Origin of the sequence: Dactylosporangium sp. CA-052675, from assembly GCF_050947935.1 — a bacterium.
Taxonomy (GTDB): domain Bacteria; phylum Actinomycetota; class Actinomycetes; order Mycobacteriales; family Micromonosporaceae; genus Dactylosporangium.
On sequence record NZ_CP192010.1, the window covers coordinates 10,475,112 to 10,489,577 of the forward strand.

Below are 14,466 nucleotides of genomic sequence, written 5' to 3' on the forward strand. Positions count from 1 at the left end.
GGTCACCGTACCGTCGCGGGCTCGGAAGTCGATGCAAGGCCCGGCTCGACGCGGGAATCCTTCCGGATCGGCAGAGCGAAGAGCAACGCGACCATCAGAAGGAGGTACCAATTCTTGATGATGAATCCCTGAACCCCATGGCTCCAGGGGTCCACCGGCAGCCCCTGCTCGAACCAGGAGACCAGGCCGAGCCCGACGGTCAGCGCGATGACCACGGCGAACCAGGCGCGCCGGCGGGTCGCGGCCAGCACGATCAGCGCCGGGACGAACCAGTAGATGTGATGCACCCAGGTGATCGGGCTGACCAGGCAGCCCACGATCCCGGTGAGGGTCAGGCCGACCACCTCGTCGCCGGCCAGCGCGGCCCGGCGCGCCCGCCACAGCCCGAACCCGAGCGCCGCCAGCACGAGGACGGCCCAGACCAGGCGGTTCGGGTCCCCGGGCGCGGAGAGCCGGGCGAGCATGCCGTAGAAGGACTGGTTGAAGGTGTACGCCGCGTTGCCGAGCCCTTCGCCCTTCCACAACGCGTCCGTCCAGAAGTCGATCGAGCCCCGGGGCATGACGGCGAACGCCAGCAGGCTCGCGACCGCGGCGCTCACGGCCGCCGTGATCGCGGCCCGGTACCGGCGGCTGAGCAGCAGGTACACGATGAAGATGGCCGGGGTCAGCTTGATCGCCGCGGCCAGGCCGATGAGCACCCCGGCCCATCGGCTCCCGCGCGGCAGCAGCACCAACAGGTCGGCCAGGACCAGCAGCACGAGCACCATGTTGATCTGGCCGAACGTGTAATTCTCACGGATCGGCTCGAGCGCGCTGATCACGGCGAGCGCGAGGACGAGCGCGAACGGCAGCTCCCAGCCCTTGCGCCGGGCCTCGGGGGTCAACAGCCACCAGGTCGTCACGAGGGTCGCCGCGACCGTGATGACGCTGTAGAGGATCACGGCCCCGGTCCACGGCAACACCGCGAACGGCACCAGGACGAGCGCGCCGAACGGGGGATAGGTGAAGCCGAGCTGGCCCTGGGTGTCGTCGGGCTTGACGTAGTCGTAGAGGTTGTGCCCGTCGAGCCACCAGTTCACGGCCTGGCGGTAGATGCCGAGGTCGAACCAGTCGTGGCGGTTGCGGTACCAGATGTGCCCGTAGACGATCAGCGCCACGAAGAGCCCGAGCAGCACCCATCGGACGACCCTGCGCCTGCCCGAGTCCAACGCCAACCCCCAACAGAATGCGGCCACGGTCTCGGCGAACATACCGCCGTGGCCGTGGCCGCACACATCAGACCCTGCTGATGTCAGCGTCTTCGGGTGGCCGTGGTGGTCGGCACCGTGCCGCCGCCGTTGCCGCCGCCGTTGCCGCCGCCCGGGCCCTGGCTGTTGCCCTGGCCGGGGCCGCCGCCGCCCGGGTTATCGGTGTTGCCCTGGCCGGGGTTGCCGCCGCCCGGGTTGTTCGGGTCGACCACCGGCGCGCTCGGCTGCGGCGAGATGCCCGTGCCGACGTCCAGGCGGCCGGTGTTGGCCGGCGGCCGGAAGTTGACCTTGGGTGCCTTGATCGCGGTCAGCGCGTCGTTGAGGAAGTCGCGCCAGATCGGACCCGGCAGCGAACCACCGATGATCGACGTGCCCTTCGAGTCCTTGATCGGCTGCTCGTCCTTCTTGTTGCCGACCCAGACCGCGACCGCGAGATCGGGGTTCTTCTTCACCGGGTCGTAGGCGGCGTAACCGACCATCCAGGCGTGCGCGTTGCCGCTCTGGTTCTGGCCGTACTGCCAGGTGCCCGTCTTGCCGGCGATCTGGCGCCCGTCCTTCATCTTGAGTTTGTAGTGCTCCGGCACGCCCTGCAGCACCGTGTTGATGTCGTCGGACATGCCGTCGGTGAAGCCCGGGATCCGCTTGGGGTTGATGACCTCGCTGTAGGTCTTCTTCCCGTCGGTCCACACCTCCTTGAGGAAGTGCGTCTTGGCCGCGTAGCCGCGGGCCGCGATGGTCGCGATGCCGCCGGCGTGCTCGAGGACCGTGACCGGGTACTGCCCGAACGCGACCTCGGTGTTGAAGGTGCCCGGGACCAGGTCCTTGCCGGTCTTGGTGGTCATGTCGATCTTCGTCGACTTGCCGTTGACGGTGGCCCACATGTCGGTGATGCCGGCCGCGCGGGCGGTGTCGATGACCTTGTCCGCGCCGACCTTCTCGGCGAGGGCGAAGAAGGGCACGTTGAGCGACATCACGGTGACCTCTTCGAGGGTGCACCAGCTGCTCGAGCCCGACTCGCACTTCGGATGGGAGACCGGGTTCTCGCCGGCGTTCTTGACCGGGTTGCCGCCCTTGATCGACCGGCCGGACGCCGGGAAGTCACCGGGGGAGTTGCCGTCCCACATCGAGTCGATGCGGTAGCCGGCCATCAGGCCCGTCGCCAGCGTGTAGACCTTGAACGTCGAGCCCGGCGGGTGGCCGCCGCAGCAGCTGTCCTCGCCGTTGCCGAGCACCGGGTCGTTGTAATAGCCGGCGAAGTCGCCCCCGTTGCCGCTGTCGCCGCCGTAATAGCCCTTCACCGCCCCGGTCCCGGGCTCGACCGCGACGAGCGCGGCCTGCAGGTTGTCGGGCTGCTTGTTCATGTTCGAGTCTTTGTTGCGGCTGGCCTCGCGCACCGCGATCGGCTGGATGTCCTTGTCGATCGTGGTCACGATCTTCAGACCGCCGTTGCGGATCCGGTCGAAGTTCTTCTTGCCTTCGCCGTCGGTGTCCTCGTAGAGCAGCTGGCCGGTGCGCGGGTCGGTCAGCGCCGCGACCTCGCCGAGCACGTGGTGGACGATCAGGCCCTCGGGCTTGTCGAGGTTCTGCGCGGCCACCGAGCGCTTCCGGGCGTCGGCCGGGGTGATGACGTTGTCCGGGAACTTCATCCGCGTGTCCGACTCGGCCTGCGGGACGAAGTTCAACTTGATCATCTGGCCCTTGATGTAGTTGAACCGCTCCTGGGCCTGCGCCTTGTCGATGTTGGGGTCGAACGGCGAGCCCTTGCCGCTGTTGCCCTCCGGGTTCTTGATCAGCCCGGCCAGCAGCATGGCCTCGTTCGTCTTCAGGTCCTTCGCGGGCTTGCCGAAGTAGGCCTGGGCGGCGGCCTCGACGCCGTAGGCGCCGCGGCCGAAGTAGACGACGTTGAGGTACATCGTCATGATCTCGTCTTTGCTGTACTGCTGGTTGAGCTTCAGCGCGATGACCGCCTCGCGGAGCTTTCGCGCGTAGGTGACGCCCTCGAGTTCGGCCCAGCGGCGGGCGTACTGCTGGCTGATCGTCGAGGCACCCTGCCGGTCACCGCCGGAGATGTTGTTCCACGCCGCCCGGACGACGCCCTTGTAGTCGACGCCGTCGTTCGTGTAGAAGCTGTTGTCCTCGGCCGCCACGACCGCGTGCTGCATGTCGGTCGGGATGTCCTTGAACGCCAGGACCGTGCGGTTCTCACCGATGCGAGCCATCGAGGTCTGGCCGTCGGAGTAGTAGATCGTGGTCGACTGGTCCAGCGAGATGTCGTCCGGCAGTGCGACCTTGTCGAAGTAGTACGTCCCGGCGACGATGCCGATGCCGGCGATCATGATGAACGCGGCGATCGAGGCGATGAGGATGTTGCGCCGGCGGCGCTTCTTGGCCTTGGCGGTGACGCTGCGGCCGTCCTTGCCGCCGCTGCCGCCCGAGCCCGGGGGGAGGTCACCCGGACCGCCGGGACCCCCGGGGCCTCCGGGACCCTCCATGACGTCGCCGAACGGTGCGCCGACCGCGGCGGATCCGACGACGGCGCGGCCCACGGTCGCGCGGCCCGCGGCGCCCGGCACCGACGCCGATCCCACCGAGGCGCGGCCCGTCGGTCCCTCGGGGGGTGAGACCCGCGCCGAGCCCACGCTCGCCGAACCGCCGACCCGAGCGGAGCCGACGCTCGCCGAGCCCGTCACGGATGCGCGGCCCGTGGGCCCCTCGGGTGGTGAGACTCGCGCCGAGCCCACGCTCGCCGAACCGCCGACGCGGGCCGAGCCGACGCTCGCCGAGCCGGTGGCCCCGCCACCGCCGACGCTCGCGCGCCCGACCTGCGCCCGGCCGGCCGGCGGGGCGGAGGGGTTGGGCGAGGGGGGTTCCGGCTGGATCCCAGGAACCTGCGCGCGGCCCGATTGGGGGTTGCTCGGGTCACCGTAGTTCATTCGTCCCACCTTGCCGGTTGCATCGTCGGCGCGTGATGCGTCGCCGTCGTGTCTGTGAGCTGCGCCACTCCGGGCGCGGCCGTCGCGGCGCGGCCCCATTGCCGCGGATCGCGGGTCGCACCAGGAAAGTCAGCGAGCATCGGCCCGTCCTCGTGACAACGCTTTGTCACGTGCAACAGGTTCACTCCGCCGCGCCTCCTCGTATCCGCGAGGGTGGGTCGCCACCCTCGGTCGCGAGTCCGTCACGGCCCAGCAGGTATTGCTCGACGAGGTGGTTCCAACCGCAGGCGCGGCAGACCTCCACGACGTAGACATGAAACTCACTCAGCGTCATCGCGAGGATCGGCAGCTCGGCGAGCCGGCGCGCCTGCCCCGAGGACTGCCGCAACTCATCCCCGTAGATGTAGTGCACCAGGGTGAGGTTCTCGCGGCGGCAGACGGGGCAAAGCTCCTCCGTCGGCTCGCCGTGGAATTTCGCAGCGCTCTTCAGGTATGGCGACGCGTCGCACACCTCATACGTGCCGACGCGTCCGGATTGCACCTCACGCAGCAGGGCGCGTCTTCTCAGGGAGAAGTCGACAACCTGACGCTGGGTACGCATGGGGCCGAGGGTACGCGGTCGCGCGCCGCACGGCGACTCCCGTCACGATCGGTAACCGTCCGATAGACGACCAGCGGTGTGCTCCAGAGCACTTGGTCGCTTTTGTTGCATGACGCGGGATCCCGACCTACCGTTCGATGTATCGGTCCGATACATCGGGCCGGTTACCGGAAGGAGGCCGGGAGTGCTCGAGTTGGCGATCCTGGGCCTTCTGCACGAGTCCCCGATGCACGGGTACGAGCTGCGCAAGCAGTTGACGACCAAGCTGGGGGCGTTCCGCTTCGCAATCAGCTACGGCTCGCTGTATCCGACACTGCGCCGGCTGCAGGCGGACGGCTGGATCACCGAGGGTGCTCCACCCGCCGACGGCCCGGCGGGCGCCGACGAGGTACCCCTGCTCACCAGCAAGCGGGGTCGCGTGGTCTACACGATCACCGCGGAAGGCAAGGAGCGCTTCCAGGAGCTGCTCGGTGCCGCTGGACCCGAGACCTACGACAGCGAGGCCGGTTTCGGGGTGCACTTCGCATTCTTCGCGCGCACCGACCCCGCCACCCGGCTACGGATCCTCGAGGGCCGCCGCCGGCGCGTGGAAGAGCGCCGCGAGGGCATGCGCGACGTGCTCAGCCGGGCCGCCGAGCGGCTCGACGCCTACACGCTCGAACTGCAGCGGCACGGCCTGGACGCGTGTGAGCGCGAGGTCCGCTGGCTCGAAGAGCTCATTGCGAACGAACGCAATGGCACCACCCCTCAGCCGCCTTCGGCCCAAGATCCGGAGCGGTCATCGTGAACAACAAGAAGGAGGCATCCGCGATGAGCTCCGTCCGCGTTGCCATCGTCGGTGTCGGCAACTGCGCCTCGTCCCTGATCCAGGGCGTGGAGTACTACCGCAACGCCGACCCGAATGACCGAGTACCGGGTCTGATGCACGTCAAGTTCGGCGACTACCACGTCGGCGACGTCGAGTTCGTGGCGGCGTTCGACGTCGACGCGAAGAAGGTCGGCCAGGACCTCGCAGCGGCCATCGGCGCGAGCGAGAACAACACGATCCAGTTCTGCGACGTGCCGCCGACCGGCGTGACCGTCCAGCGCGGCCCGACCCACGACGGCCTCGGGCAGTACTACCGCGAGATGATCGACGAGTCCGACGAGCAGCCGGTCGACGTCGTCCAGGTGCTCCGCGACGCGCGGGCCGACGTGGTCGTGTGCTACCTGCCGGTCGGCTCCGAGCAGGCGGCGAAGTTCTACGCCCAGGCCGCGATCGACGCGGGCTGCGCGTTCGTCAACGCCCTGCCGGTGTTCATCGCCTCGAACCCGGAGTGGGCCCAGAAGTTCACCGACGCCGGGCTGCCGATCGTCGGCGACGACATCAAGAGCCAGGTCGGGGCCACGATCGTGCACCGCGCGCTGGCCAAGCTGTTCGAGGACCGCGGGGTCGAGCTGCTGCGCACGTACCAGCTCAACTTCGGCGGCAACATGGACTTCATGAACATGCTGGAGCGCACCCGCCTGGTCTCGAAGAAGATCTCGAAGACCCAGTCGGTGACGTCCCAGATCCCGCACGAGATGGTCAAGTCCGACGTGCACATCGGCCCGTCGGACCACGTGCCGTGGCTCGACGACCGCAAGTGGGCGTACATCCGCCTCGAGGGCAAGTCCTTCGGCGACACCCCGCTCAACGCCGAGCTCAAGCTCGAGGTGTGGGACTCGCCGAACTCGGCCGGCGTCATCATCGACGCGCTGCGGGCCGCGAAGATCGCCAAGGACCGCGGCATCGGCGGCCCGATCCTGTCGGCGTCGAGCTATTTCATGAAGTCGCCGCCGGTGCAGTACAACGACCACGACGCGCACGAATCGGTCGAGAAGTTCATCAAGGGCGAGATCGAGCGCTGATTTCGCTTCCGGAAGGGCCGGCCCACTCGGGCCGGCCCTTTTTTGTCACGGAATTGTCATAAGAGGCCGAACTCGCGTTCGATGCGCACCTTCGCTTCGAGTTCCAGCATGATCTTCTTGCGCCACAGACCGCCGCCGAAGCCGACCAGCTTGCCGTCGGCGCCCACGACACGGTGGCAGGGAATGATGACCGGAATCGGATTCCGGTTGCACGCGGTGCCGACGGCGCGGGCCGCGTCCGGCTCGCCCACCGCCGCCGCGATCTGGCCGTAGGTGCGCATCTGCGCGTACGGGATCGCGTAGAGCTGCCGCCAGACGGCGCGCTCGAAGTCCGAGCCCCCGCGCACCGACAACGGCACCGTGAATGCGATCTCCTCGCCCGCGAAATAGCGCGTGAGTTCGTCGCTCGCCAGCGTGAGCACCTCGTCCGGCTCCGCCGCCGTCACATTCGACGGCAGGCCGCCGAAGCGCACCCGGCAGATGCCCGCCTCGTCGACCGCCACGCCGAGCGCATCGATCGGCGCTTGAACCTCAACCCACCGCACGTCGCCAATTCTGCCCCTTTCGCCGGACGTTCGAAGTGGCGCGGTGGCGATACCCTCCAGGTGTCTTGCGAGGGGAGGCGCACAGTGGAGACGACGTTCCTGGTGATCGGCGCCGTAGGCGTGATCGTGCTCGCCCTCTCCGTCGTCATCGGCGACCTCTTCCACTTCGGCCATCCCGATGTGGACGGGCCGTTCTCGGTCCCCGCCGTCGCCGGGTTCATCGGGGCCTTCGGCTTCGCCGGCGCCGCCGTCGGGGCGCTCACCGGCGGCAACGGCCTGCTGATGCCGGTCGTCGGCGGTGTCGTCGCCGCCGTGCCGACCGCGTGGCTCGCGACGCGCCTGTCCCGGCTCGCGCTCAACATGCGCACCGACGCCACCCCGACCCAGCGCGACATGATCGGGACGACCGGCGTCGTCGTCACCCCCATCACCGGCAACGGCTTCGGTGAGGTCCGCATCTCTCTCGGTGGCCAGCCGCTGAAGGTCAGCGCCCGCGCCGACCGGCCCATCGCGCTCGGCGCCCGCGTCTTCGTGGTGGAGGCGACCAGCCCCACCAGCGTGATTGTGGAAGAAACCCCCCTCTAGATATCCCTGGAAGAAGGAGCGGATGGACACAGTCCTGCTCGTCGCCATCGGCGGCGGCGTATTGTTGATCTTGCTGATCGTGCTCTTCATCGTTTCGCGCATCAAGGTGGCCGGCTCCAACGAGGCGTTCATCATCACCGGCCGCAAGGGCAAGTCGGTGCAGGGCCTCGACGGCTCGCGCTCGACCGACCTGTCGGGGCAGAAGGTCGTCATGGGCGCCTCGGTCTTCGTGGTGCCGATCGTGCAGAAGCTGCAGGTGCTCGACCTGTCCAGCCGCCGCATCCACGTCGAGATCACCGGCGCGGTGAGCAAGCAGGGCATCCGCGCCAACCTGCAGGGCGTCGCGATCGTCAAGGTCGGCGGCACCGAGGACGCCATCCGCGCCGCCGCGCAGCGCTTCCTCAACCAGCAGCAGGGCATCGACCTGTTCACCAGCGAGGTCCTGGCCGGCGCGCTCCGCTCGATCGTCGGCCGGCTGACCATCGAGGAGATCATCCGGGACCGCACGGCGTTCGCCGGCGCGGTCGCCGAGGAGGCCGAGCACTCGCTCACCAACCAGGGCCTGGTGCTGGACACCTTCCAGCTGCAGGACATCTTCGCCGAGGGCTCCTACCTCGCCGACCTGGGCCGGCCCGAGGCCGCCCGGGTGCTGCGCGACGCGGCCATCGCCGAGGCGCAGGCCCGCCAGGCCGCCGAGTCCGAGCGGCTGCGCTCGGAGGAGGCCATCGCCGAGGCCAACCGGAACCTCGCGCTCAAGCAGGCCGGCATCCAGGCCGAGATCGACGCGGCCAAGGCGAAGTCGGCCGCGGCCGGCCCCCTCGCCCAGGCCGAGCGGGAGCAGATCATCCTCGCCGAGCAGCAGAAGGTGGCCGAGCGCAACGCCGAGCTCAAGCAGCGCCAGCTCGACACCGAGGTGCGCAAGCCCGCCGACGCCGAGCGCTACCGGGTCGAGCAGGAGGCCGAGGCGGCCAAGAACGCCGCGATCCTCAAGGCCGAGGCGCAGCGGCAGGCGACCATCGCGGCCGCCCAGGCCAACGCCGAGCAGGCCCGCCTCACCGGTGAGGGCGAGCGGTCCCGCCGCGCCGCGCTGGCCGAGGCCAACGCGATCGAGGGCGCCAAGGAAGGTGAGGCGGAGCAGCGGCGCCGTGTCGCCATCGCCGAGGCGCTCGAGCGCGAGGGTGCGGCCGAGGCGTCCGCGATCCTGGCCCGCGGCCAGGCCGAGGCCGAGGCCATGAAGCTCAAGGCCGACGCGTTCGCCACCTATGGCGAGGCCGCGATCCTCGACCTGCTGGTGCGCGTCATGCCGGATGTGGTCAAGGCGGCCAGCGACCCCATGGGCAACATCGACCGGATGACGGTGATCTCGACCGACGGCGCCTCGTCGCTGACCAAGTCGGTGGCGAACAACGTCGCCCAGGGCCTCCAGCTCGGCACCGACCTCACCGGCATCGACCTGCAGAAGCTGCTGGGCAAGCTCGGCGGCCTCGCGGGCGACGACGTCGTCGAGCCGGTGAACGGCCGGCCCGCCGTCGAGGCGCCCAAGTCGTAGCGTCGTGACCTTTCGGAGTGGGGTCCTCACCGTTCGGTGAGGGCCCCACTCTGTTCGTGCGGGGTCACGCGGGCGTGGTTCGCCGTAGGCTTTGGGCCGTGTCCGCCAGCACCATCGCCCCCCGCCAGCCGAAACACTTCGTGCGCGCCGTGCTCCGCCAGCGGGGCTTCCGCCGGCTCGTCGCGGTCCGAGCGATCGCCCAGGTCGGTGACGGACTGTTCCAGGGCGCGCTGGCCGGCAGCGTGCTGTTCAATCCGCAGCAGCGGGCCGGCGGCATGGCGATCGCGGCCGGCTTCGCGATCCTGCTGCTGCCGTATTCGCTGGTCGGCCCGTACGTCGGCGTGTTCCTGGACCGCTGGCGGCGCCTGTCCATCGTGGTCGTCGCCAACCTCGTGCGCGCGCTGCTGGTGCTACCGATCGCGGCGTACGTCTGGACCGGCGAGAAGTCGCCGTTGCCGTTCCTGCTCGCCCTCGTGGTCATCGGGCTGAACCGGTTCTTCCTGGCCGGGCTCTCCGCGGCCACCCCGCACGTGGTGTCGGACCCGACGCTGGTCACCGCGAACTCGTTCGCCGGCACGGTGGGGTCGCTGTGCTACTCGCTGGGCATCGGGGCGGGCGCCACGCTCATCAAGACCGTGCTGGCCACGTCGTTTCACGGGTACGCGCTCGTTGCCGCCCTGGCCGCGGCCTTCTATCTCGTCTCCGCCCTCGTCGGCCGGGCGAGCTTCGGCCCCGACGAACTCGGGCCGGACGCGGCGGACCGCCGGGGCGGCTCGATCATGACCGCGCTCGTGCAGACCAGCCGCGGCACGGTCGCCGGCGTCCGGCACCTGGCGGCCAAGCGCGGCGCGGCCTACCTGGTGCTCGCGCAGGCGACGTTCCGGTTGCTGTACGGCGTCGTCCTGCTCGCATCCCTGTTGCTGTTCCGCACCGGGTTCAACCACGGCGGCGACGTCACCGGCTCGTTCGGCACCATCGCCAACGCGTTCCTGGCCGGCGGGGTCGGCATGATCATCGCCTCGTTCGCGACGCCCCCGGTCGCGCGCCGCATCGGCGGCTGGCGCTGGGTGGTGATCGTGCTGGCCGGCACCGGGGCCGCGATCCTGGGCTTCGGGCTGCCGTTCGACCCGGTGCTGCTGCTCGGGGCCGTGTTCGTGACGAACCTGGCCGCGCAGGGCATCAAGATCGTGACCGATACCTCGCTGCAGCACGAGTGCGCGGACGAGTACCGTGGCCGCGTTTTCAGCATCAACGACACGACCTTCAACCTGACGCTCGTCGCCGGGATGTACCTGGGCGCGCTCACGCTGCCCGAGACCGGGCGCTCGGTGCCGGTGCTGTGTGTCGTGGCCGCCGGCTACCTGCTGGCCGCGGCGGGGTACGCGGCTCTGGGCGGGCGCTGGGCCCGCCGGGTCGGCGACGACATCGCCGGCCCCGGCGGGGCACTACGCCGTGCGCATCAGTAGCGCTACGACGTCTTGGTCGCGGTGCTGGTGAACGTCGAGCCGCTCAGCGTCAGGTCGTTGCCCTTGCACGTGTACTTCGCCGGGTTGTCGTCCGTCTGGAACGGCTCGGTCTCGTCGTAGTTGATCGACGGCGCCTTCGTGTTGATGGTGCCCGTCGCCTGCACGTTCTGGTAGGCGATGGTCGCGCTCGTGGTCGTCACGTTCGAGGTGACCGTCGCGTTGACCGTCAGCGTGATCGGGGTCGCCGAGCCCGAGATGGTCGGGTTGCCGGTGAGGACGGTGTCCTTGTACGTCTCGGTCAGCTTCCCGTCCGCGGTGAACTTCAGCGTCGAGCCGTTCTTGGTCAGGTTGATCGGCACGTTGCCGACGCCGTCCATCGGGACCTGCTGCGTGAAGGTCTTGGTGGTCCAGGTGCCGACCAGGCACTCGTCGATCGCGGCCTTCTCGGTCGCCTTCGCGGTCCCGGTCGCGGCCGGCCCGCCGGTCGGGTTGTTCGCCTGCGGGTCGTTCTTCTTGTCGTCGCCGCCCTTGAGCGCCGCGACCACCACGATCGCCACGACCAGGACCACCAGCACGCCCGACAACGCCAGGACGGGCATCAGGAACTTGTTCCGGCCGCCGCCCGACGACGACGAGCCGCCGCCGTAGGTCGCGCCGTAAGCGGTGGGCGGAGCGGAGATCGGGTCGTTGTATGAGGGTGGAGCCGAATATTGCGGTCCGGAGCTGGTGGGGTATCCGGCATAGGGCTGCTGTCCGCCGTACGGTCCGCCGCTGTACGGCGTGCCGCTCGTCGGCTGCTGGGGCGCCTGCGGGACGCCTCGATAGGTGCGGCACTGCGTGCAGTAGCCGTTCGCATCAATGCCCATGCCGCCGCAGGTTGGACACGGCTGCATGTCTGCCTCCAGGTTCAAGGGGGGGGTTGCGTGCTAGCGACGGTAGCGGACCCGGTCTACACGCAGAAGCGGCCGAATCGCCACATGCACGACGCTACGGTGGTCGGGGTTCCGACAACCTGACGATCTCAAGCAACAGCGTCCCGGATTGTCGCTTTAAGTAGTCGTAAGATTACGAAATGTCAACACCACCGGAGCCTGGCGACCCGCGGCCGCCCGAGCTCGCCGAGCCGCTGCCGCCATCCGCACCCGTTCCCGGTGTGCCCGGAGCGGTCCGGCCCGAATCGCTGCGGGACTCGTCGCCGCGGTCGAAAGAAGATCCCCAGTTCCCGCCGCCCGCCGGTGGTGGAGCCGGGGCCGAGGCCAGGGCGCTTCCGGCCGCCCCGCCCGCCGAGCCACCGCCGCCCGCGTCCCCGGCGCGCCGGCTCGTCCCGCTGGCCGGCGGGGCCGTGCTGGCGCTCGCGGTCGTGGCGGTCGTGGCGTACCTCGTCCTGGCGCCCGGCCGCGAGTCGACCGAGTCCATCGGCGGCCCGGTCTCGGCCGTCGCCTCGGGCCGCGGACCGGCGCCCCAGGTCGGCGCCCCGATCACCACCGGCGCGGAGACCAACCCGCCGCCGGACGGGGCCACCGCCGGGCCGACCGGCGCCCGCACCCAGGCCCCGGCCGGGGTGCCGTGCGCCTACGCGTCGGCCGGCCGCGGCGAGGGCGACACGCGCCTGATCGCCACGCCCGCGCCCAAGTCCACGCTGACCGGGCGGGTGGCCGCGACCATCCAGACGAACCTCGGACCCATCGGCATCCAGCTGTACGCCGACCGCGCGCCCTGCACCGTCAACTCCTTCGTGCACCTCTCCCGCGACGACTTCTACAGCGACACGCCGTGTCACCGGCTCACCACGGACGGGTTGTACGTCCTGCAGTGCGGCGATCCGAGCGGCACCGGAACCGGGACGCCCGGCTACCAGTTCGGCGAGGAGAACCTGCCCACGACCGTGCCGCCGTATCCGCGGGGCACGCTCGCGATGGCCAACGCGGGCCCGGGAACCAACGGGTCGCAGTTCTTCGTGGTGTACAAGGACAGCGACATCCCGCCCGACTACACCGTCTTCGGCACCGTGACCAGCGGGATGGACCTGCTCGACCGGATCGCCGCCGCCGGCACCACGACGGGCGGACCGGACGGCCCGCCCAAGCTCGCCGTGCAGATCACCGAGATCCGGGTGGCGTGACGCCCTCGGCCTCGGCCCACTTGCGCAGCTCGGTGATGGCCTCCTCGTGCTCGAGGGGGCCACGCTCGAGCCGCAGCTCCTTGAGGTAGCGCCAGGCGCGGCCCACGATCGGGCCGGGCGGCACCCCGAGCAGCTCCATGATCGCGTTGCCGTCGAGGTCGGGCCGGACCCGGGCCAGGTCCTCCTCGGCGGCGATGCGCGCGATCCGCTCCTCCAGCGCGTCGTAGTCGGCCGCGAGCTGGGCCGCCTTGCGCCGGTTGCGGGTGGTCACGTCCGAGCGCGTGAGCGCGTGCAGGCGGTCGAGCAGCGGGCCGGCGTCGGTGACGTAGCGGCGCACGGCCGAGTCGGTCCACTCGCCGCGGCCGTAGCCGTAGAAGCGCAGGTGCAGCGCGACCAGCTCGGCGACGTCGGAGATCACGTCCTTCGGGAACTTCAGCGCCTTCATCCGCTGCTTGGTCAGCCGCGCGCCGACGATCTCGTGGTGGTGGAAGCTCACGCCGCCGTCCGAGCCGACCGCCTTCGTCGCCGGCTTGCCGATGTCGTGCATGAGCGCCGCCATGCGCAGGGTGAAGTCGGCGCCGTTGCGCTCGTGGCCGATCGCGTTGCGTACGACGATCAGCGTGTGCTCGTACACGTCCTTGTGCTGGGCGTGCTCGTCGATCTCCAGCTTGAGGCCGGACAGCTCCGGCAGGAACTGCTCGGCGAGGCCCGTCTCGACCAGCAGCCGCAGGCCGGCGACCGGGTCCTGGCCGCACATGAGCTTCACGAACTCGTCTCGCACCCGCTCGGCCGTGATCCGGGCCAGGTCGGGCGCCATCTCGGTGATCGCGGCCAGCACCTCGGGCGCGACGGCGAAGCCGAGCTTGCTCACGAACCGGGCCGCGCGCAGCATCCGCAGCGGGTCGTCGGCGAAGGAGTCCTCCGGCCGGCCCGGGGTGCGCAGCACCCCGTCGGCCAGGTCGTTCAGGCCGCCGTACGGGTCGGTGAACGCGTGGCCCGGCACCGAGACCGCCATCGCGTTGACGGTGAAGTCGCGCCGGCGCAGGTCGTCGGTCAGGTTGTCGCCGTACTGGACGATCGGGTTGCGGCTCACGCGGTCGTACGCGTCCGCGCGGAACGTGGTGACCTCGATGCGCAGCCCGCGCCGGGCCAGGCCGATCGTGCCGAACTCCTGGCCGGTGGTCCACACCGACTCGGCCCAGCCGTCGATGATGCGCAGAGTCTCCTCGGGCCGCGCGTCGGTGGTGAAGTCGAGGTCGTCGCCGAGGTGCCCGAGCAGCGCGTCTCGCACCGAGCCGCCGACCAGGTGCAACTCCTTGCCGGCGCGGCCGAAGCGCCGGCCGAGCTCGTCGGCGACGGGGGAGACGCGCAGCAGCTCGTGCACGGCGCGGCGCTGGGCCTCGTTGAGGGCGCGTGTGGTCTCGGGCATCGGTCGGCCAGCCTATCGCGACGGGGAAAGCAGGCACCGAGGGTAGCCGCCGGATGTGCGTCGGGTCGCCTGAAAATCGGCGACCCCTCGGAAGTGTCG

12 protein-coding genes are annotated in these 14,466 nt (G+C 70.1%); 6 read left to right on the top strand and 6 right to left on the bottom strand.

Annotation, left to right across the window (positions count from 1 at the left end; translation table 11 throughout):
• Nucleotides 1–2: 2 nt before the first annotated feature.
• From ACQP1P_RS47275 to ACQP1P_RS47285, 3 genes are all read right to left on the bottom strand, one after another.
• The gene (locus ACQP1P_RS47275; protein ID WP_433081838.1) at nt 3–1,175 is read right to left on the bottom strand and encodes a glycosyltransferase 87 family protein; all 1,173 of its coding nucleotides are present in this window, start codon (nt 1,173–1,175) and stop codon (nt 3–5) included.
• A gap of 116 nt (nt 1,176–1,291) precedes the next feature.
• Nucleotides 1,292–3,820 (bottom strand): transglycosylase domain-containing protein, encoded by a 2,529-nt coding sequence (locus ACQP1P_RS47280; protein WP_433081840.1) that lies wholly within the window; start codon nt 3,818–3,820, stop codon nt 1,292–1,294.
• A 541-nt stretch (nt 3,821–4,361) separates the two neighbouring features.
• Nucleotides 4,362–4,781 carry a DUF5318 domain-containing protein gene (locus tag ACQP1P_RS47285; protein WP_433081842.1) on the bottom strand — a complete coding sequence of 140 codons (420 nt, stop codon included), beginning with the start codon at nt 4,779–4,781 and terminating at the stop codon, nt 4,362–4,364.
• Between the two features lie 184 nt (nt 4,782–4,965).
• On the opposite strand from ACQP1P_RS47285, the gene ACQP1P_RS47290 reads away from it, so the two are divergent.
• Both ACQP1P_RS47290 and ACQP1P_RS47295 read left to right on the top strand, forming a co-directional pair.
• On the top strand, nt 4,966–5,568 hold the full coding sequence (locus ACQP1P_RS47290) for a PadR family transcriptional regulator (RefSeq protein ID WP_433081844.1): 603 nt from the start codon (nt 4,966–4,968) through the stop codon (nt 5,566–5,568).
• Nucleotides 5,569–5,591: 23 nt separating this feature from the next.
• A complete protein-coding gene (locus ACQP1P_RS47295; RefSeq protein ID WP_433081846.1) occupies nt 5,592–6,671 on the top strand; it encodes an inositol-3-phosphate synthase in 1,080 nt (359 codons plus the stop codon).
• 56 nt (nt 6,672–6,727) lie between these two features.
• On the opposite strand, the gene ACQP1P_RS47300 is transcribed toward ACQP1P_RS47295, so the two are convergent.
• Complete coding sequence (locus ACQP1P_RS47300; protein WP_433081848.1) at nt 6,728–7,216, bottom strand: methylated-DNA--[protein]-cysteine S-methyltransferase; 489 nt, start codon at nt 7,214–7,216, stop codon at nt 6,728–6,730.
• A gap of 84 nt (nt 7,217–7,300) precedes the next feature.
• On the opposite strand from ACQP1P_RS47300, the gene ACQP1P_RS47305 reads away from it, so the two are divergent.
• The 3 genes from ACQP1P_RS47305 (at nt 7,301) to ACQP1P_RS47315 (ending at nt 10,816) form a co-directional block, all read left to right on the top strand.
• On the top strand, nt 7,301–7,801 hold the full coding sequence (locus ACQP1P_RS47305) for an NfeD family protein (RefSeq protein ID WP_433081850.1): 501 nt from the start codon (nt 7,301–7,303) through the stop codon (nt 7,799–7,801).
• Nucleotides 7,802–7,823: 22 nt separating this feature from the next.
• Nucleotides 7,824–9,350, top strand: coding sequence for a flotillin family protein (locus ACQP1P_RS47310; protein WP_433081852.1), 1,527 nt, complete (start codon nt 7,824–7,826; stop codon nt 9,348–9,350).
• 98 nt (nt 9,351–9,448) lie between these two features.
• Nucleotides 9,449–10,816 (top strand): MFS transporter, encoded by a 1,368-nt coding sequence (locus ACQP1P_RS47315; RefSeq protein ID WP_433081854.1) that lies wholly within the window; start codon nt 9,449–9,451, stop codon nt 10,814–10,816.
• 2 nt (nt 10,817–10,818) lie between these two features.
• Here the strand turns inward: ACQP1P_RS47315 and ACQP1P_RS47320 are convergent, their stop codons facing one another.
• Nucleotides 10,819–11,682, bottom strand: a complete 864-nt coding sequence (locus ACQP1P_RS47320) for a hypothetical protein (RefSeq protein WP_433081856.1) — start codon at nt 11,680–11,682, stop codon at nt 10,819–10,821.
• A 206-nt stretch (nt 11,683–11,888) separates the two neighbouring features.
• On the opposite strand from ACQP1P_RS47320, the gene ACQP1P_RS47325 reads away from it, so the two are divergent.
• A complete protein-coding gene (locus tag ACQP1P_RS47325) occupies nt 11,889–12,938 on the top strand; it encodes a peptidylprolyl isomerase (protein WP_433081858.1) in 1,050 nt (349 codons plus the stop codon).
• Here the strand turns inward: ACQP1P_RS47325 and ACQP1P_RS47330 are convergent.
• On the bottom strand, nt 12,916–14,367 hold the full coding sequence (locus tag ACQP1P_RS47330; protein ID WP_433081860.1) for a CCA tRNA nucleotidyltransferase: 1,452 nt from the start codon (nt 14,365–14,367) through the stop codon (nt 12,916–12,918). The two genes, ACQP1P_RS47325 and ACQP1P_RS47330, sit on opposite strands and share 23 nt — an antisense overlap.
• Nucleotides 14,368–14,466: the final 99 nt, after the last annotated feature.